This is a genomic window from Helicobacter ailurogastricus (assembly GCF_001282945.1).
In the GTDB taxonomy this organism is placed as follows: Bacteria; Campylobacterota; Campylobacteria; order Campylobacterales; family Helicobacteraceae; genus Helicobacter; species Helicobacter ailurogastricus.
Genome location: NZ_CDMG01000004.1, coordinates 281,883 through 301,377, shown reverse-complemented (window position 1 = coordinate 301,377; position 19,495 = coordinate 281,883). Strand labels below are relative to the sequence as shown.

Genomic DNA, 19,495 nt, shown 5'->3' with positions numbered 1-19,495 from the left:
ATACTGGCCTGCTTTGCAGAAAACACAACAAAAGGGATTTTCCATGCCAAAATTTTTACAAACTTCTTTATGTGCGTTTTTGGCTCTAAGCGCGCCCCTTCTTGCGCAAAAGACCGACAGCTTAGGGCTGATTAAAAAGGCTTTAGAAGCAAATTTAGTCCCCATGCCCACAGGCAAGGATTTAGACAAGTATTTGATCCAAAAGGTTAAAGAATTGGATCTAAAGTATCAAGGCGCGGTGATGACAAAGGCGCAAATCGAGCTGGGTAAAAAGCTCTATTTAGACCCAAGAATCTCCACTTCTTATTTGATCTCGTGCAACACCTGCCACAATTTAGGGTTAGCGGGCGTGGATTTGGTGTCTAGAGCTGTGGGGGAGGGCTGGAGACCTAACACGCACTTTTTAAACTCCCCCACCGTGTATAACTCTGTGTTTAACGCCGTGCAGTTTTGGGATGGGCGGGCGGCACACCTAGATGAGCAGGCTAAGGGTCCCATCAGTAACCCCGTAGAGATGAACGCCAACCCCAAAATCGTGGAGGCGAAAATCAACTCTATCCCCGGATATGTCAAAGCCTTTAAACGCGCCTATGGCAATAACATTAAGATTGATTTAAACCTCATCACAAGCACGATCGCCATGTTTGAAGCGACCTTAGTCACGCCTAGCCGTTACGATGACTTTTTGCGGGGCAATGCCAAAGCGTTGAGTCGCCAAGAGCAAGAGGGCTTAAAACTTTTCCTAGATAAGGGCTGTACGGGTTGCCACAATGGCATTAATTTGGGCGGGATGATGCAACCCTTCCAAGTGGCCGCTCCCTATAAATTCGCCAATGTGGGCGACTTTAAAGGCGACAAAGATGGCATGGTCAAAGTCCCCACTCTGCGTAATGTCCTAGAAACCATGCCCTACTTCCACAATGGGCAATATTGGGACATTAAGGACGCGATTAAAGAAATGGGCGCGATTCAGCTAGGCATCACCATCAACGATGAAGAGGCGAAAAAGATCGCCACTTTCTTCAACGCTTTAACGGGCAAAAAGCCCACCATCATTTACCCCGATCTGCCCGTCATGAGCGCGAGCACACCCAAACCACAAGGGATTATGGAGGGAGATAAAAAACCGACTAAACAGCCCACACACTAATTTAAGCGCAACTTGGGTATAATGCCCGCTTTATTTTGCAAAAGGAGCATTCATGGCTAGAAGATGTATGTTGAGCCACAAGGGGCCTATGGTGGGTAACCGCGTGAGCCACGCCAACAACAAGAACAAGCGGCGTTTATTGCCCAACCTACACACCATCCGCATCACCCTAGAGGATGGGACAAGGCAAAAAATTAAAGTCGCCACTTCGACTCTAAGGACCATGCGCAAGAGTAAATAGGCGGGCTAGGATGCCCTTTAATGCTGCAAAAAGTTAAGGGATTTCTCTCTCTTGTTAAAAAAAAGAAAGTCAAGGCAGATTACAACCTAAACGCCGAGATTTACGAACAATTTGAGGTTTTTAGACTCCCTTTAGTTTTAATCCAATGTTTTGTGTTGGTGGGGACTTTGGGCTATTTAGCCCTAGAAGATTACACCCTCATCCAAGCCTTTTTCCAAACCACTTACACTTTCACTTCTACGGGCTTTGGGGCGCTCAATGAAAGCCATTTTGGCACAATCAGCGTCTTTTTCACTTCGATCATCATGTTTTGCGGTACGGGGGTTGTTACCTTTAGTGTCGCCGTTTTAATCAGCGTCATCAACAAGGGCGTTTTATCTAGGCTCATTCGGGAGAAAAAAATGATTTACAAAATCGCAAGACTCAAAAACCACTATGTCATTTGCTACCACAACGAATACACGATTGAACTCAGCAAACAATTTCGCAGCGCACAAATCCCCTTTGTGGTGGTGGATAACAAGCCCAACTTTGAAGAAGAAGCGATCAAACACAAGTACCCCCACTACATTGTGGGCGACCCGCACACAAATTTAGCCATGTTAAAAACCCATTTAAGCAGCGCTAAGGGGGTCGTTACTTTCTCTGAGATTTTGCCGGTCAATGTGGCCCTAATCGTGAGTGTGCGGCTCTTTGAAAAGGAACTCAAGCGCAAACCCTACTATGTGATCGCCAGCGCACACAGCGATGAGGGCTTAGAAAAGTTAAAGAAACTAGGAGCTGATAGCGTGGTGTCGCCCACAAAACTGATGGCGCAAAGGGTGAGCGCGATGGCGATTCGCCCCGACATGGAAAACATCCTAGAAAAATTTATTTACAAGAAAGACACTTTATTAGACCTAGAGGAAGTGATTGTGCCTAAAGAAAGTTGGCTCGTGCAGCGCAAGCTCAAAGAGGCGCATTTTAGGGAAATCACCAAGGTTTTCATCATTGGCATCATCCAAAAGGATGGGCGCTACATCCCCATGCCCGATGGAGAGGCGATCATTGCCAGCGAGTCTAAACTCCTGATGATCGGCACTTCTGAGGGGGTGGAAAAATCCAAGTCCTTTATTCTGCAACACCAACGCCCGATGGAGATGGACTACATCACCCTATAAGCCCCCGCTAGGGGTTTTTTGCTATAATAGACAAATGAAACCGCGCTTGTCCCTTTTTTGTGCTTTGTTTTGCTCTTTAAAGGCCCTCACGCCTTACCACAAGGAGTATGTCCAGCTGCTCACAGAAGACGATGGCTACATCAACCCCTACATCGATCGCTACTACACGGCTGGTACACGCATTGGCTGGGTGAGTAAAGAATACGCCTTTAAGAAAAAATCGGCCATGTCTTGGGCGCATTTTGTGAGCTTGCAGGGCAAAAAAGAGCGCGCAACCCGTTTTAACATCTACCTCACCCAAGACATGTACACCCCCACTCTAGCCAACCGCAAACTTCCCATGCCGCTTAAAGGCGAGCACCTTTATGGGGGGTGGTTGCGTTTAAACTTTGGGATTTTCCAAAGAAGCGCGCACTCTTTAGAGCACGTGAGTGTGTCCTTTGGGATGGTCGGCCCCGCATCTTTGGCCGCACAAACGCAAAATCTCATCCACACATGGGGGCATGACCCGAAGTTTCTAGGGTGGAATAGCCAGATTAAAAACGAGTTCATTTTTGAACTCAACTACACTTGGATACAAAAGCTTGACTTTTATAAAAGCCGTTTTTTTAGCATAGACATGTTGCCCGGTGCCAGCTTTAGTTTAGGCAACGCCTTGACGAATTTTAATCTAGGTACAACTTTGCGGGTGGGTTACAATTTAGATGCTGACTTTGGACCTAACCAAATCCACAGCAATTTTGCCGGCGGTGAGCCTTACAGCAACCGCTTTTCCTTCTATCTCTTTGCGGGGGCGATGGGCTCGTTCCAGCCCTTGGATATTTTCGTGCAGGGCAACGACCCACAGACGCATGGCATCACCCAACTGCCCTATTTTCTCTACGATGCCCAGGTGGGGGTGGCGATTCTTTACAAAGGGTGGCGCTTTGCCTTTAGCGCGATTGATTTAAGCAAGACCTTTAGAGACCAGCGCCAAAACCACAACATTGGCAGCATAGAATTGGACTTAGCGTTTTAATGCGTAAAAAATTCATGTTCATTGCTTTGGGGATGGGCGGGCTTTTGTGCGCCTTGCTCTTGGGCGTGGGCTTGAAGTTAAGTGCTGATGTTAAGCACAAATTAGAGCAGAGTTTAAACAGGCTAGCCACAAATATCCACGCCAAACCCTTTAAGTGCTATGGGTTTAAAAACATTGTCTGTCAAAGTGCGGGCATCGCCAAACAGACGGGGGACATTAAAGTCGCCCTAGAGGAAGTCAAGACCAATGCCCTGCGCTTTAAGCTGGATGTCCCCACCATCTATGCCAAAGAGGCGTGGCAACCCACGAGCGCGCATTGCCTTTTAGATTTGAGTTTAAAGGACACGCTCATCGGGCAAAACGCTTGTGCGCTTAAAAACTCCAAAGCCGCCTATGAGTTTTCGCTCAACGCCCGCTTTAAAGAGGGCGACAAGCCCGTGAGTCTTAAAAATCTCTTGGGCAAAGACTCGCCCACAAAAGATTTAGAGGTCTTGGTGGAGCGGCTGGGCTTTAAGGTGTCCTCTAAGGACATGCGCTCTTTGCTCTACCCACTCTTGCAAAAAAGTGGGGACATTAAAAACCCCCATTTTGACCCGCAGGCTTATGACAAGGCTTTAAAAGAAATTGCCCGCTCGTTTAAAGGCACAATTTTAGTCGGGCTACTGGTGGCCGGCTTGCAAGATGAGGTGGTAAAAGCACAGGACTTGTCGCAAAAGTTTTTAGATTTTGCCAACAACAAGAGCGACCATGTGAGCTTTGAGCTTGTCAATAAAAACGCCCCCTTCAAGCGCTGGACGGACTTAAGAAACTTTAAAGAGATCTGGGCGTACTTGCCCCATTTTAGCCTAAAAGTCTTGCCATGAAGCGTATTTTACAAGCGTGGCTTTACTCTAAGGCGGGTTTAAAGGCGGCATTTGCAGATGAGCCCGCCTTTAGGCAGGTTGTCTTGTTGGCTCTTGTGGGCTTTGTCGGGGCGTGTTTTTTGGCGCACTCTTTTATGCAGTTTGTGCTTTTAATTTTGCCCGGGGCATTGTGCCTCATTGTGGAGTTGTTAAACAGCGCAATTGAAAACGCCGTGGATTTTACGGGGACACACCAGCACCCCTTAGCCAAAAAAGCAAAAGATATGGGCAGTGCGGCGCAGTTTGTGGCGTTGATGTTCTTTATTTTGGTGTGGGGGGGTTATTTTGTCTTTTAGGAGAGTGAATGGAAATTAAAGATGTCAAAATTGAGGAGTCTTTGCAAGAGAGTTATTTAGACTACTCAATGAGCGTGATTGTGGGGCGGGCCCTTCCAGACGCTAGAGATGGGCTAAAGCCCGTGCATCGGCGCATTTTATATGCCATGCACGAGTTGGGGCTAGGGGCGAAAGTGCCTTATAAAAAGAGCGCGCGCATTGTGGGCGATGTGATCGGGAAGTACCACCCCCATGGCGACAGTGCGGTTTATGAGGCCTTAGTGCGCATGGCACAAGATTTTTCTATGCGCTTGCCCTTAGTGGATGGGCAGGGCAATTTTGGCTCAATCGATGGCGACAACGCCGCGGCGATGCGCTACACAGAAGCACGCATGGCAGGTGCGAGCGAGGAATTGCTAAGAGACATTGAAAAACAGACCGTGGATTTTAGCGACAACTACGACAGCACGCTAAGCGAGCCGGATATTCTGCCTAGCCGCCTGCCCAATCTTTTAATCAATGGCTCTAGCGGGATTGCTGTAGGGATGGCGACTTCTATCCCCCCGCATCGCCCCGATGAGATCGTAGACGCTTTAATTTGCGTGCTTGAAAACCCCCAAGTGGAGCTCTTAGACATTTTAGACATCGTGCAAGGGCCAGACTTTCCCACAGGGGGCGTGATTTATGGCAGGGCGGGGATTTTAGAGGCTTACAACACGGGCAGAGGGCGCATTAAGGTGCGGGCCAAAACCCGCTTTGAAAAGATAGGCAGCAGAGAAAGTATTATCATAGAGGAAATCCCTTACCAAACCAATAAGGCAAAGTTAGTCGAGCAAATCAGCGAATTGGCTAAGGATAAGATCGTGGAGGGGATCGCCGAGGTGCGCGATGAGTCGGATAGAGAGGGGGTTAGGGTGGTGATTGACCTTAAAAAAGACGCGGTAGCGCAGATTGTGTTAAACCACCTTTATAAGTCAAGCAACATGGAGATCACCTTTAGCATGATCATGCTTGCCATTTACAATAAAGAGCCTAGAATCTTCAATCTCTTAGAATTGCTTAATCTCTTTTTATTACACAGAAAAACCATTGTCATTCGGCGCACCATCTACGAGCTAGAAAAAGCAAAGGCGCGGGTGCATATTTTAGAGGGCTTGTTAATCGCCTTGCAAAATAGCGAGGCGGTGATCGCCTTGATTAAGAGCAGTGCCGACACTTTGGGGGCTAAAGAGGCGTTAGCCAAAGCGCATAACTTGAGCGAAGAGCAGAGCAAGGCGATTTTAGAAATGCGTTTGCAACGGCTCACGGGGTTAGAGCAAGAGAAAATCCAACAAGAACACCAAGAATTGCAAGCCCAGATCGCCTATTTGCAAGGCATTTTAGAGCACGCGGATAAATTAAACGCCCTCATTAAAGAGGAGCTTTTAGAGGTGAAAGAGAAATTTAGCACCTCACGAAAAACCCAAATTGAAGAAGATTACGAGGGCTTAAGTGCAGAAGATTTGATCGCCCACGAGGACATGGTTGTGACGGTGAGCCACAGAGGCTATGTCAAACGCATGCCCTTAAAAGTCTATGAGCAACAAAAGCGGGGTGGTAAGGGCAAAATCTCGGGCAACACGCATGAGGACGACTTCATTGAGTTTTTCTTCAGTGCCAACACCCACGACACCATCCTGTTTGTTACCAACATGGGGCAACTCTATTGGCTTAAGGTCTATCGTATCCCTGAAATGGGTAGAAGTGCGATCGGCAAAGCCTTAGTCAATCTCATAGACTTGCAGCCTGGCGAGCGGATCAAGGCAACTTTATCCACCGCCGACTTTAGCCCTGATAAATCTTTGGTCTTTTTCACCAAAAAGGGCTTGATCAAACGCACGAATTTAAGCGCATTTGGGCGTGTTAGGGGCGGTGTGCGTGCGATTGTGCTCGATGAGGACGATGCGCTCGTGACCGCACAAATCCTAAGCTCAGGCACACAAGAGTTGTTTATGGCAAGTTCACAAGGCATGTGTATCCGCTTTAGCATAGAGGGGGTTAGAGAGATCGGACGGGTGGCTAGAGGGGTGATTGGCATGCGCCTAAGAGCCGGCGATGAGGTGATCGGGGGGGGCGTGATCTCTAGCGAGCAAGAAAAATTACTCAGTGTGAGCTCCAAGGGGCTGGGCAAGCAGACTTTAGCGGGGGCTTACCGCTTACAAGGGCGGGGCGGTATGGGGGTCATTACCATGAAAATTACCCAAAAAACGGGCGACTTGGTCGGTATTGTGAGCGTGGATGAGAGCCAAGATTTAATGCTTTTGACCAAGAGCGGTAAGATGATCCGCATGCCTATGGATAGCATCCGCGAAACGGGGCGCAATGCCAGCGGGGTGAAACTTGTGAGCGTGGAGGGCGATGGCGTGGTTTATGCGAACACTTGCCCGAAAGAAAATGAAGTGGAATAAAAGCTAAAAATCATGTTAGTATTCTTTCTTTCTCCAATGATATAAGGAGCGTCCATGCAATCCCAATCTCTAACCATAAAAGAGTTTTTTGCGGGCGATAAATGTTACACCATTCCTCTTTACCAATGCGCTTATGCGTGGGAGAAGAAAGAATGGAGTCAATTCTTGGCAGACTTGGAAGAGGTTGCCCGTGGGGGCAATGATGACTACTTTGGCAGTGTCCTTTTAGAGTCTATGACAAATCCAAAACGCATCGACATCATCGATGGCCAACAACGCATCACCACAATCCTTATTTTTATCCGTGCCTTGCACAATGTTTTAGAAAAGCGAGCGGATAAAAGCGAAAAACTAGACGATAAAAGTAAAGAAGTCTTTTTACGCTACTTAGAAGACAATTTTTTGGTTTATTACGAGGTGCCCAAACTCAAAGTAGTGGAATACGACAATGCCTACTTCTATGAGATGGTTATCGTGGGCGATGATGCAAGATGCCCCAAACCAAACACCCCCTCCCAAGAGCGTATCCAAGGAGCTAAAGAGTTTTTCACCAAAAAATTAAGAGATGAAAAAATCTCCCATATCTTGAAACTACTCTACAAAGTGGAAAACGCTAAAGTGTTGCGCACTGAATTTACCAATAAGAAAGATGCGGTTTTAATGTTTGAGTTGCAAAACAATCGGGGCAAGGACTTGACCCAAATGGAGCGGCTCAAAAGCTATTTGGCCTACCAAATCTACACTTACAGCGACAATCAAGAGAGTGCAGAAGAGCGGTTAGAAAAGATTTCTAACATTTTTGAGAGCATTTATGCCATGCTCAACGACAGTCAAATTAAGGTTTGGCATGAGGATGCGATTTTGCGCTTCTTTAACATCTCCTACTTTAAAAAACAGGGCTATGGCTATAACGAGAATGATGACAATTCCAATTACAAGAACGAACTGCATAACCCGTCAGATAACCCCAATCCAACCAAACAAGATAAGCTAATTTGGATTGAAAACTACGCTAGAGAGCTTAGAAATGCCTTTGCAGATTTTAAAGAGTTTTGCCACACCGAAAGTTGTTACAAAGACTCTCTGTTGGAGTTGGATGCCAATCCCGTGTATCCCTTTATTTTTAAGGCTTACCGCATTTTTAGAAATGCTCCAAACAAGCAAACTCTTTTAGAGCAGGTCTTTAAAGCCTTAGAGGTCATCGCCTTTAGGCATCGCTTGATCAGCACCCGCGCAGATTTGCGCACGAGGTTACAGGTCGTCTTGCAAAACTTTAGTCATGCAGATTATTTAATACAGAGCATTAAAAATATCTGTGAAAAAGACTACTATTGGACAGATGAAGCCGTGAAGAATGCCCTTGCCCCTGAACGCTACGACAATGGTTCGCGCAAAAATGTAGATATGATCATTTTAGAACGCTACGAAAACCACTTGCGGGGGCAGAATACCCGCACGAAGGGCTATGCCTTTAATCTTAAGGATTTGGAAAAACCCCAAATCGAACACATTGCCCCACAAAAAGAACGTGACAAAAATCGCCAGAGTGGGTATTGTGCCTATGACGACAATTTTGAAAAGCATTATCTCCATTGTATTGGCAATCTCTTGCTCATCGATGGCGCGCACAATGCTTCCATCGGCAATAAGGCTTTTAAGGAGAAATTAGAAAGTTATAAAGATTCTCCCCTACTCCAGCAAAAAGAAATCAAAGATTTTGCGCAGGATAAATGGGATAAACAAGCCATTAAAGCACGGCATGATCAGATTATATCTTTTGTGCTTAAAACTTGGAGTTTATAGGGTGTGGAAAGACTAGGGGCGTTTTTTAAAGTTTTTGTGTTGGCATGTTGCGTGGGGCTGTGTGTGGCCGATGAGTTTGTGCTCAGTTACCGGGTGCAAACACATAATGGGATCGCCACAAACGAGGCGTTTGGGCTAAGCCGTGCGCTCAAGAAACACCCCCACAACTCTAGCTACACTTGCGACATTCCTGTGAGTGAGCCCAAATTAAGCCCTCTACAAAAGCCCTATTTGCTTGACATCTTGCTAAAAAGCTACCAAAATGCGGTCGTGGATTGTCTGTATAAGGGCGAGGTGTTGGTGCAAGCCAGCGGTTTTAACAGCAAACTACAAAACCAAAACCAAGCCAGCCTAGACATACACGCCCCAGCCAGCGTGCATTTGGAGGGGGGGTTGTTGGTGCTAGAAATTTATGAGAAGGGAGAAAAATGAAAATCGCCATTGTGGAAGACGACATCAACATGCGTAAGAGTTTAGAGCTCTTTTTTAGCGACCATGAAGATTTGGAAGTGGTCGCCTTCAAAAGCCCCAAAGACGCGCTCAAAGCCATAGACGAGAGTTTTGAGCTCATCATCACTGACATCAACATGCCCCAAATGGACGGGCTGGAGTTTTTACGCAAATTAGAGGGGCGTTTTGAGGCGATTGTCATCACGGGCAACGCCACGCTGAATAAAGCTATTGAGTCGATCCGCTTAGGGGTGAAAGACTTTTTCCAAAAGCCCTTTAAGCCCGAATTGCTTTTAGAGTCGATTTATCGTAGCAAAAAAGTCCTAGAGTTTCACAAGATACACCCCGTGAATAAATCTTGCAAAAAAGAGTTTTTCATCGCCACTTCAAAGGCCCTAGAGGCGGTGCAAAAACAGGCTCTCAAGGCGGCAGCCACAGATGCGAGCGTGTTTTTACAAGGCCCTAGCGGGGTGGGTAAGGAGGTTTTCGCCCACTTCATCCATGAGAACTCCAAACGCAAGGGCGCGCCCTTTGTGGCGATCAACATGGCAGCCATCCCCGAGCATTTATTAGAGTCTGAGCTCTTTGGGTTTGAAAAGGGGGCTTTCACCGATGCCACGAGTGCAAGGGCGGGGCTGTTTGAGAGCGCCAACAAGGGGAGTGTGTTTTTAGACGAGATTAGCGAAATGCCCCTGAAGTTGCAAAGCAAGCTGCTAAGAGCGATCCAAGAAAAAGAGATTGTGCGGCTAGGCAGCCACAAACCCATTAAAATCGATGTCCGTTTTATCTCGGCGACCAATACGAATATCCAAGAGAAAATCAACGCCAAAGAGTTTAGGGAGGATTTGTTTTTTAGGTTACACACCATCCCCCTTAAAGTCCCCCCCTTGAAAGAACGCAAGGAAGAGATTTTACCCTTAGCCGAGTGGAAGTTACAAGAGGTTTTATGCGCCTATGATTTGGGAGCAAAGAGTTTTAGCGATCAAGCTAAGGAGTGCATGCTAAGTTACACATGGCATGGCAATGTCCGCGAATTGCTCTCTGTCGTGGAGCGCGCGGCGATACTAAGCGAGGGGACGCAAATTAGCGAGAAGGATTTGTTTTTAGAAAGAAGTTGATTTTTTAAACCAAAAGAAAGGATAACAATGATTTACAGCAGTGCGTTAGAGCTCATCGGCAACACCCCTATTTTAAAGACAAGCAAGCTTTTAGAAGTGGGGGCGGGGGATTTGTTTGTCAAGCTAGAGAAGTTTAATCCCGGGGGGAGTGTGAAAGATCGGGCAGCTTGGGGAATGATCGAGCAGGCAGAAAAGGATGGGCGGCTGATTAAGGGCATGACCATAGTTGAGCCCACGAGTGGCAACACGGGGATTGCTTTGGCATTAATTGGCTTACTTAAGGGGTATAAGGTGATCATTGTGATGCCAGACACCATGAGCATTGAGCGTAGGGAGCTGATTAGGGCTTATGGGGCGGAATTGGTCCTAACCCCGGGCAGTCAAGGCACTAAGGGAGCGATTGACAAAGCCTTAGAGATTGGTGCAGCTCCCGGACATTTTATTCCCCAACAATTTGAAAACCCCGCTAACCCTAATAAACACTACTGCACCACCGCTGAAGAGATTTTATGGGATTTGCCCGATTTAGACGCGCTGGTGCTAGGCGTGGGCACGGGGGGGACAATTGCAGGTGTGGGGCGTAAATTCAAAGAGAGTAAGCACAAGGCACAGATCATTGCCGTAGAGCCTGCCCAATCGTCTATTTTAAGCGGAGGCGCACACAGTCCGCATAAAATTCAAGGCATTGGCGTGGGTTTTGTGCCAGCTAACTATGATAAAAGCGTGGTCGATGAGGTGATCGCGGTTGATGAGCGCGATGCGATTCACACGGCTAGACTCTTTGGGCAAAAAGAGGGGATTTTAGTGGGCATCTCCTCAGGGGCGGCGATTTTTGCGGCGATGCAAGTGGCGCGCAGACTAGGTCAGGGCAAGTCTGTTTTAACCCTCGCGGCTGATGGGGGAGAAAAATACATCTCTACCGGGCTCTATGATGATGGATCTCATTTATAGTCTAGAGCGGGCTTTAGAGCAAGACCCGGCGGCGCGCAATAAATGGGAGGTCTTATTGCTCTATCCGGGGGTGCATGCTTTGTTTTTTCACCGCCTAGCCCACGCCTTGCATCAAAAACGCTTTTATTTTCTTGCCCGTGCCCTTTCGCAACTCAGTCGCTTTTTAACTGGGATTGAGATTCACCCGGGAGCACAGATTGGGCGCGGACTCTTTATTGACCATGGCATGGGCGTGGTCATCGGGGAAACCACTCAGATTGGAGATGATGTAACCATTTATCATGGAGTAACTCTAGGGGGCACTGGCAAGCTCAAAGGCAAACGCCACCCCACTTTGGGCGATCGCGTGGTGGTGGGCGCGGGTGCGAAGGTGTTAGGAGCGATCACCATTGGCGATGATGTCAAAATCGGGGCTAACGCCGTGGTGGTTTCAGATTTACCCAGTGGAGCCACGGCGGTGGGCACAAAGGCTAAGACCATCACAAAGGAATAAACATTGGCAGAAGCATTGACCCAGTTTGTGCGCTGTGCGGGTTGAGCGGCTAAGGTGGGTCTGGAAGACCTCAAACAAATCACGGCAAAGCTCACACAACCCCGCTTTAAAGGCGTGGTTTTAGATTTTAGTGATGAGGATGATTGTGGAGCAGTGCAACTAGGAGAGTCCGTGCTCGTGCAAAGCGTGGATGTGATCCCCCCGGTGGTGGATGACCCTTATATCTATGGGCAGATTGCTACGGCTAATGCCTTAAGCGATGTTTTTGCTAAGGGCGCGCGCGCGATCGGCGCGCTGAGTGTATTGGCGTGGGATCAAGAGCATGTCAGTTTAGAGAGCGTGCAAGCGATCATGCAAGGTTGCTTAGACAAGCTCAATGAGTGTTCTTGTGCGCTCTTAGGCGGGCATAGTTTAAGCGATGTGGAGCAAAAATTTGGCCTAAGCGTGACGGGGCTTGTCGAAAAATCTTTGTGGCGCAACAAGGGGGCGCAAGTGGGTGATGTGTTGATTTTAACCAAGCCCCTAGGCAGTGGAATCATCACCACCGCCTTAAAGCGCAAGCTTTTAGATAGCGCGCCCCAAGCCATAAGTAGCATGGCAACTTTAAACCTAAAAGCCATGCAGATTTTGCAAGATTTTAGCGTGCATGCCTGCACAGATGTAACTGGTTTTGGGCTCGTGGGGCATCTGTGCGAAATGCTAAATCCTAAAATTTCTATCGAAGCGGACACAGCAAATATTCCCCTTTTAAAAGGGGCTTTAGAGCTAGCTAAAGAAGGGGTGTATCCGGGGGGCAGCGTGGCAAATAAAAAAGCCCTACAAACACAGGTGCAAAGCTATACGAAACTCCCCGACATTCTCTTTTACGATGCGCAGACCTCTGGGGGTTTGCTTGTGGCTTTGGAAGCTAAAGAGGGGTTAGAATGTGCTAAAAGACTAAAAGACCAAGGCATCAAGGCAGAAGTGATCGGGCAGTGCGTGCCCGGCGGGCAAAAGATCGCCCTACTTTAGATTATTCCCAATCCGAGGGGGCCTTACCCTCCCTAATCCTCTGCAACTTGCTTTCGTAGCGTTTGATAGAAGTTAGGGTGTTGTTGTGCGTGCGCCTAAACTTTTCAAATGACTCGCGGATAGACTGCATGCCGATTTTGCATTTCTTTGACACAGAGCGCAAGCGCATATAAATGTCATTGAGGGGTTTATAAGCACGGCAACGGTTCATGAAGAAAGCGTGCCGCTCTAAAACATCTTTACAACCGTAGAGTTGCTTTTTGCTTTCTCGCAAGTAGGTCGCGTAGGCAACCTCTTGGCGCAAATACTCCTGCTTGAGTTGGTGGAATTCGTGGTCTGGACCTAAGTGGTGATCTTTTTGCTTCATATTCACTCTCTGTTAATAAATTTCATTCTAATTTTAGGCTGACATTGCTTAATAACTTTTTAAACGGGGGTTTTTGTGTTCTATTTACAAAAAAATAACACTAAATTCCTAGCCGATGCTCTCTAAAAGTATCCTTTGTTGTATGATTGAAGTATCGACTAAAGGGGCTTGTTGCAGAGTATTTGAAGCCGTCATCTCCAAAATTTTATCAAAGCTGTAACGGCGGTGGTTGTAGGCGATGATGGTGATGGTGTCGCCTTGTTGCAAAAAATGTTCTTGGGCAAAGGGCATGTAAGGCGTAGCTCCAATGGCGATTAAAAACTTAGAGGGGTAGTTTTGGGCTTTTAAAATGTCTTTGAGGTTTTCTAAACTGCCCGTATCCTCTTGGGTGTTTAACATCTCCACAATCCAATCGAGCAACTTGTCGTAAAAATACTCATATTTGACAAGTTTAGAATTTTCCCCATAAACATGGGTTTGCCCCTCTCTAGTTAAAAAGGACGCAATAGAATAGTCGTTGCACACCCCACCATAAACGAAGCGGTCGATGGGTAGTTTTTCCCCCATACCCTTAGAAGCTTTAGAAAAATTCTTTTTAGCTGAAAGTCTTTTGACGGGCAAATTGCGGACCGAGGCATCGTTAAAGGCCATGAAGTAATGAGGTGTGATGCTTTCGACTAAATGCTTGTCGTTGTAGGTTACCTCGCACTCTAGGGCAATTTCTGGCTCGGCTTGCGCCCTCAAGCTCAAATCATCAGGTAAAATGACCACTTCATTGTCGATGCAATAACGCCCCAAATAGCCACCATCCAGTGGCAAATAAAAGGGAAAAAGCCCCTTAGGCGCATCTTTTTCAATGTGTTTCATGTTAATGAAGCTGTGCGCCTCGCCCGCCTGCTCTAAATGCCGTGCAAAGTTGCCCACAACCCCTAAGCCGATAAAGTCTTGCATTTATTCTCCCTTAATTTAAAGTTAAAAACAAATAGCTCTGCGCCTTCTTTCTACTAAGCGGGCTGAGGCTAAAGGCCTTGTTGCCCACTTGCACACCATAGGCGCGCCCCTCTTCACTTTTAGCATAGCTTAACACAATTTGGGCAGCTAATTTCTTCTCTTCAGTGCTGGCGCGTTTTTCCACAAGCCCCAAAGGCCCCTTGCAATCGAGCAATGTGATTCGATCCATCAAAGGATGGTTGGTTTCTAGTTTGGCATTTTCTAGCTCATTGCGCGCCACGACAACGCGGGTGTTCCCCACGACCATATAACGCCCGACCTTAACAAGGATATTGTCTTGCACAACCATGTCTTGTTGGGTGCTTTGGCGGTGGGCTTGGAGGTCTTTAAGCTTACGGCTCACGCCTAAATCGGTCAGTAAGCACCCTCCGCTGGGGTTCTCATAATGCTCTAAGCCCAGTTCTTTGACCTTTTCTAACTGGTAAGTGCGCCCCCGCCCCTGCACACCCAAGAGTCTAGTCCGATCCACCCACTTTCGCTTTTCTGCAAAGCTGGGCTCTAAAAGCTGTGCACTCATCGGCCTTAACAACAACTCGTCCAGAAATTTGGGCTTACTGGGGTCATCGCCCTTGCGATCTAACAAGCCATCAAAGCAACTCTCCTGCCCGAAGGCACGCACTAATTTTTTCACCTGATCCATGGCTTCTTTGCGCTGACTCTTGGGGCGCTGGCCTAACACCTCCCCGCTGATGACAAAATCCGCCTGCAGTTCTAGGAGTTTGTAAAAGGCTTGTCGAAACATATTGGCGTGGCAATCGATGCAGGGGTTAAAGTATTTGCCATAGCCGTATTTAGGCTGAAAAAGCACTTCATTAAAAAACTGCTCTTGAATATCACAAAAGAGGATTTGCGCCCCAACTTGCGCGCTGGCTTTTTGCAAATACTCCCTCTTGTCCTTATTGCTCCCAAAACCGATATTAAAATGCAGGGCGATCACCTCCACCCCCTGCGCAGCCACTAGGTGCATGGACAACAAGCTATCTAGTCCGCCACTGAATAACGCTAAGGCTCTCATACTTTGACTAATTCTCCTTGGTTGGATTGGTGCAACTTTGAGCGCCACTGGGCTAGCATCTCTAGCCTTTGGGCCAACTCTAGATGCGTGTAAAGGTGGTTGATTTGCTCCAATTGCGCAGCGCAATAGCGCTTGATCAACAAGGCTAGTTGCGCGTCAAAATCTTCGTGTGGGGGTGTAGCTGTGGGTAGCCGCTCATCTAGTTTAATGGCGGCAATTTGTGCGTCTTCGGGCTGAGAGCTGCACAGCAACTCAAAGGCGTGGGCACAATGTTTAAAGACTTGGGGTGTGATGTAGGCCTTTGCTCTTTCTAGCAACTCGGGATACAGCGCCATGTATTTAATCAGCAACTCTTCCAAAGGGTCGCTAATGAGGCGTTGGGCTAGAGGTTGGGGGTTCTGGGTTTTGGGTTTATGTGGGTCTAAAAAGCGCAAAGAAGTTTGCAATAAACTGGCAGCCATCGGTTTATAATCCTCTTGCACCATGGGGGGCAGCGTGTGTAAAAAGGCTTGGACTTGTTCGAAAGCCTGCTTTTTTTGCAAGGGGTCGTTTAAGTTGTAACCTTTCACGATTCCTTGCAAAACAAACTCAATAAAGGGGATGGGGCGCTCTAAAAGGGCCTTAAGGGCTTGGGCTTGTCCTTGCAAGATCATATCCGCTGGGTCAAATTGGGGGGGCAACAACACCACACCCCCGCCCTTAAGCTCTTTGGCAAGCAGTTGGCTGGCCTTAAAAGCCGCTAAATGCCCCGCCTTGTCGCCATCATAAAGCAAGATGATAGAGGGCTCGCCCCGACTTAGGGCGGGCAAGTGCTCAGGGGTTAAGGCTGTGCCTAAAGTGGCAACCGCCGTGTTAAACCCCGCTTGGTGCAACAAAATCACATCCAAATAACCCTCGGTTAAAATCAGTTGCTTGGTTTTAAGAATGCTTTGGCGGGCTTGAAAATAGCCATAGAGCAATTTAGATTTATTAAAGAGGTGACTTTGTGGGGAGTTGATGTACTTGGCCATTTTGGAGCGATTCTTAGAATCGCCCGCAGAATCGCTTTGCAACACTCGCCCCCCAAAACCTACAATCTTGCCATTGGGGTTGTGGATGGGAAACATGAGTCGCCCATTGAAACGCACAAAGACCCTCTTAAAATCGTCCTGCCCCAAAACCCCCAACTCTAAAAGGGTTTTGTTATCTAGTCTATGTTCTTTAATGTAGGTGGATACACTTTGTTGCGTGCAAAAGCCCAAAGAAAAATCCTTGAGGCTTTGGGGGCTTACTCCTCTTTGTTGCAAGTAACTTAGAGCATTGGGGGTTTTGTCTAGCTGGGCTTGGTAGCACTGGGCGACTTGCTCCAAAACATCTACATTGGCTGTGGGCTGGGCGGTGTGGGTAAATTGTAAAGGTACATTAAACATGCCTGCCAATTTTTGCGCCGCTGTGGGGAAATCGACTTTTTCATATTCCATGATAAAGGTAAAGGCATTGCCCGCCTTAGAACAACCATAACAGCGAAAAGAATTACGCTGGGGGCTAACTACAAAACTAGGGGTCTTTTCATCGTGAAAAGGGCAAATGGCTTGGTAATTGCTCCCCACTTTTTTAAGCGGGATGTAGCCCTGCACCACTTCCACGATGTCGGCGATTTGCTTGAGTTGTTCTAGAGACTCCTGCGTGATCATGTTTAAAAATTTAGCATATGAAACTTTGATTTTGCCTAAAGGCGCACACAGACAAGTACAGCCCATAATTTTATAGATTTAATAGTAAATAACTTTAGCCTTTACATATCAAGTTTTATTAGTAAAATAATTTATATTTGCCTTAAGCCTTGACTTATACGAGATTTTTCGCTAAAATCGTGGCACTTAAATTTTTTAAGTGCTAATTTTTGTAACTTTAAGGAGACACAATGTTTAAGCCATTAGGCGAAAGAGTGCTAGTTGAAAGACTAGAAGAAGAAAAGAAAACCGCTTCTGGGATTATCATCCCTGACAACGCCAAAGAAAAACCCCAAATGGGCGTGGTTAAAGCCGTCAGCCACAAAATCAGCGAAGGGTGCAAATGCCTTAAAGAGGGCGATGTGGTGGCGTTTGGCAAGTACAAAGGCACAGAAATCGTACTAGGCGGGAAAGAATTTATGGTTTTAGAGCTTGAGGATGTGCTAGGCGTGGTGGATTCTTGCTGCCATGGGCATGAGCACGGGCATAAAAAAGGCGATCACAAACACGAGGGCGACTGCTGTCATAGCCACTAAGCTAGACTTTGGGGCGTTTTAGCGCGCCCCTCCCATTCATACAACAAAAAAAGGACAAACAATGGCAACTAAAGAGATCAGATTTTCAGACAACGCACGCAATAAACTTTTTGAAGGCGTGAAACAACTCAATGACGCGGTTAAGGTCACCATGGGACCTCGCGGGCGCAATGTGCTCATTCAAAAAAGCTATGGCGCGCCTAGCATTACCAAAGACGGCGTGAGCGTGGCTAAAGAAATTGAGCTCGCCTGCCCTGTAGCCAACATGGGCGCGCAACTGGTTAAAGAAGTGGCGAGCAAAACTGCCGATGCGGCTGGGGATGGCACCACCACCGCCACCGTTTTAGCTTACAGCATTTTTAAAGAAGGTTTGCGCAACATTACTGCTGGGGCTAACCCTATTGAAGTCAAACGCGGGATGGATAAAGCCAGCGAAGCCATCATTGCCGAGCTGAAAAAATCTAGCAAAAAAGTGGGTGGCAAAGAAGAAATCACCCAAGTTGCGACCATTTCGGCTAACTCCGATGAAAAAATCGGCAAATTAATCGCCGATGCGATGGAAAAAGTGGGCAAAGACGGCGTGATCACTGTTGAAGAAGCTAAGGGGATTGAAGATGAATTAGATGTTGTAGAGGGCATGCAATTTGATCGTGGCTATCTTTCTCCCTACTTTGTTACCAACGCCGAAAAAATGACCACCCAGCTAGAAAATGCTTACATTTTGCTCACCGATAAGAAAATCTCTAGCATGAAAGACATTTTGCCCTTGTTGGAGCGCACCATGAAAGAGGGCAAACCCCTTTTGATCATCGCTGAAGACATTGAGGGCGAAGCGCTCACAACTCTAGTGGTCAATAAACTTAGGGGTGTACTCAATGTGGCAGCGGTCAAAGCCCCCGGCTTTGGCGATCGCCGTAAAGAAATGCTCAAAGACATCGCAATCCTTACCGGCGGGCAAGTGATCTCTGAAGAGCTAGGCAAAACCCTAGAAAACGCCGATGTGAGCGATCTAGGCGTGGCGGCGCGCATTGTGATTGACAAAGACAACACCACCATCGTGGATGGCAAGGGTCAAGCGCATGCCGTTAAAGATCGCATCGCCCAAATCAAAACCCAAATTGAATCCACCACCAGCGATTACGATAAAGAAAAACTTCAAGAACGCTTGGCAAAACTCAGCGGTGGCGTGGCGGTGATTAAAGTGGGTGCGGCTTCTGAAGTGGAAATGAAAGAAAAGAAAGATCGCGTAGATGACGCGCTTTCTGCCACCAAAGCCGCCGTAGAAGAAGGCATTGTGATTGGTGGGGGCGCGGCTTTGATTCGTGCCGCCCAAAAAGTGCATTTAGAATTGCATGAAGATGAAAAAGTGGGCTATGAGATCATCAAACGCGCCATTAAAGCCCCTCTAGCCCAAATCGCGGCCAATGCGGGTTACGATCGCGGTGTGGTGGTCAATGAAGTAGAAAAGCACAAAGAAGCCCATTTTGGTTTCAACGCGAGCAATGGCGAATATGTGGATATGTTTAAAGCGGGCATCATTGACCCCCTCAAAGTAGCGCGCATCGCTTTGCAAAACGCGGTGTCTGTCTCTAGCTTGCTCTTAACCACTGAGGCCACTGTGCACGAAGTTAAAGAAGACAAGCCTGCTCCTGCTGTGCCTGATATGGGTGGCATGGGCGGTATGATGTAGCCCTTGCCTTTGCTTTTTGGAGGGGGCAAGGAGGGGGAATTTCTGCTATGTATTCGGCTAAAAAATCTCTTTTCTTAGATCATTTGCGATCGCAAAAACGGCACTATAAACGCTACACTAAAAGCCCTTTGCGCTATGGCGGGGG

The 19,495-nt window shown here is 47.4% G+C and carries 19 protein-coding genes; 15 read left to right on the top strand and 4 right to left on the bottom strand.

Annotation, left to right across the window (positions count from 1 at the left end):
• Positions 1-43 precede the first annotated feature (43 nt).
• Genes HAL07_RS04520 through selD form a run of 13 tightly spaced genes read left to right on the top strand, consistent with a single transcriptional unit; the run spans position 44 to position 13,019 of the window.
• On the top strand, positions 44-1,150 hold the full coding sequence (locus tag HAL07_RS04520) for a cytochrome-c peroxidase (protein ID WP_053945298.1): 1,107 nt from the start codon (positions 44-46) through the stop codon (positions 1,148-1,150).
• A 52-nt stretch (positions 1,151-1,202) separates the two neighbouring features.
• Positions 1,203-1,391 carry a 50S ribosomal protein L28 gene (gene rpmB / locus HAL07_RS04515; RefSeq protein WP_053941382.1) on the top strand — a complete coding sequence of 63 codons (189 nt, stop codon included), beginning with the start codon at positions 1,203-1,205 and terminating at the stop codon, positions 1,389-1,391.
• Between the two features lie 20 nt (positions 1,392-1,411).
• Positions 1,412-2,551, top strand: a complete 1,140-nt coding sequence (locus tag HAL07_RS04510; RefSeq protein WP_053945259.1) for a potassium channel family protein — start codon at positions 1,412-1,414, stop codon at positions 2,549-2,551.
• 34 nt (positions 2,552-2,585) lie between these two features.
• On the top strand, positions 2,586-3,569 hold the full coding sequence (locus HAL07_RS04505) for a lipid A deacylase LpxR family protein (RefSeq protein ID WP_202903475.1): 984 nt from the start codon (positions 2,586-2,588) through the stop codon (positions 3,567-3,569).
• Positions 3,569-4,432 (top strand): hypothetical protein, encoded by an 864-nt coding sequence (locus tag HAL07_RS04500; RefSeq protein ID WP_053941380.1) that lies wholly within the window; start codon positions 3,569-3,571, stop codon positions 4,430-4,432. The genes HAL07_RS04505 and HAL07_RS04500 overlap by 1 nt, the downstream gene beginning before the upstream one ends.
• A complete protein-coding gene (locus HAL07_RS04495; RefSeq protein WP_053945258.1) occupies positions 4,429-4,767 on the top strand; it encodes a diacylglycerol kinase in 339 nt (112 codons plus the stop codon). Before HAL07_RS04500 ends, HAL07_RS04495 begins: the two co-directional genes overlap by 4 nt.
• Before the next feature lie 8 nt (positions 4,768-4,775).
• A complete protein-coding gene (gyrA, locus tag HAL07_RS04490) occupies positions 4,776-7,193 on the top strand; it encodes a DNA gyrase subunit A (RefSeq protein ID WP_053945257.1) in 2,418 nt (805 codons plus the stop codon).
• Positions 7,194-7,247: 54 nt separating this feature from the next.
• Positions 7,248-8,996, top strand: a complete 1,749-nt coding sequence (locus HAL07_RS04485; RefSeq protein WP_053945256.1) for a DUF262 domain-containing protein — start codon at positions 7,248-7,250, stop codon at positions 8,994-8,996.
• Positions 8,997-8,999: 3 nt separating this feature from the next.
• On the top strand, positions 9,000-9,428 hold the full coding sequence (locus tag HAL07_RS04480; protein WP_053945255.1) for a hypothetical protein: 429 nt from the start codon (positions 9,000-9,002) through the stop codon (positions 9,426-9,428).
• The gene (locus HAL07_RS04475) at positions 9,425-10,564 is read left to right on the top strand and encodes a sigma-54-dependent transcriptional regulator (RefSeq protein ID WP_053945254.1); all 1,140 of its coding nucleotides are present in this window, start codon (positions 9,425-9,427) and stop codon (positions 10,562-10,564) included. The genes HAL07_RS04480 and HAL07_RS04475 overlap by 4 nt, the downstream gene beginning before the upstream one ends.
• A 27-nt stretch (positions 10,565-10,591) precedes the next feature.
• Positions 10,592-11,515, top strand: a complete 924-nt coding sequence (cysK, locus tag HAL07_RS04470; RefSeq protein ID WP_053945253.1) for a cysteine synthase A — start codon at positions 10,592-10,594, stop codon at positions 11,513-11,515.
• Positions 11,496-12,008: a serine O-acetyltransferase EpsC gene (gene epsC / locus HAL07_RS04465; RefSeq protein WP_104741449.1), complete on the top strand. Its 513-nt coding sequence runs from the start codon at positions 11,496-11,498 to the stop codon at positions 12,006-12,008. Before cysK ends, epsC begins: the two co-directional genes overlap by 20 nt.
• A gap of 54 nt (positions 12,009-12,062) precedes the next feature.
• A complete protein-coding gene (gene selD, locus HAL07_RS04460; RefSeq protein ID WP_053945252.1) occupies positions 12,063-13,019 on the top strand; it encodes a selenide, water dikinase SelD in 957 nt (318 codons plus the stop codon).
• A gap of 1 nt (position 13,020) precedes the next feature.
• Here the strand turns inward: selD and HAL07_RS04455 are convergent, their stop codons facing one another.
• From HAL07_RS04455 to dnaG, 4 genes are all read right to left on the bottom strand, one after another.
• Complete coding sequence (locus HAL07_RS04455; RefSeq protein ID WP_053941371.1) at positions 13,021-13,386, bottom strand: hypothetical protein; 366 nt, start codon at positions 13,384-13,386, stop codon at positions 13,021-13,023.
• A 108-nt stretch (positions 13,387-13,494) separates the two neighbouring features.
• Positions 13,495-14,337 carry a DUF5718 family protein gene (locus HAL07_RS04450; protein ID WP_053941370.1) on the bottom strand — a complete coding sequence of 281 codons (843 nt, stop codon included), beginning with the start codon at positions 14,335-14,337 and terminating at the stop codon, positions 13,495-13,497.
• Between the two features lie 10 nt (positions 14,338-14,347).
• Positions 14,348-15,412, bottom strand: coding sequence for a 7-cyano-7-deazaguanine synthase (locus tag HAL07_RS04445; RefSeq protein ID WP_053945251.1), 1,065 nt, complete (start codon positions 15,410-15,412; stop codon positions 14,348-14,350).
• Positions 15,409-17,085 (bottom strand): DNA primase, encoded by a 1,677-nt coding sequence (gene dnaG / locus HAL07_RS04440; protein WP_082355851.1) that lies wholly within the window; start codon positions 17,083-17,085, stop codon positions 15,409-15,411. Before dnaG ends, HAL07_RS04445 begins: the two co-directional genes overlap by 4 nt.
• 230 nt (positions 17,086-17,315) lie before the next feature.
• On the opposite strand from dnaG, the gene groES reads away from it, so the two are divergent.
• A complete protein-coding gene (gene groES / locus HAL07_RS04435; protein WP_053941367.1) occupies positions 17,316-17,660 on the top strand; it encodes a co-chaperone GroES in 345 nt (114 codons plus the stop codon).
• A 61-nt stretch (positions 17,661-17,721) separates the two neighbouring features.
• Positions 17,722-19,350, top strand: a complete 1,629-nt coding sequence (groL, locus tag HAL07_RS04430) for a chaperonin GroEL (RefSeq protein ID WP_053945249.1) — start codon at positions 17,722-17,724, stop codon at positions 19,348-19,350.
• Positions 19,351-19,495 lie beyond the last annotated feature (145 nt).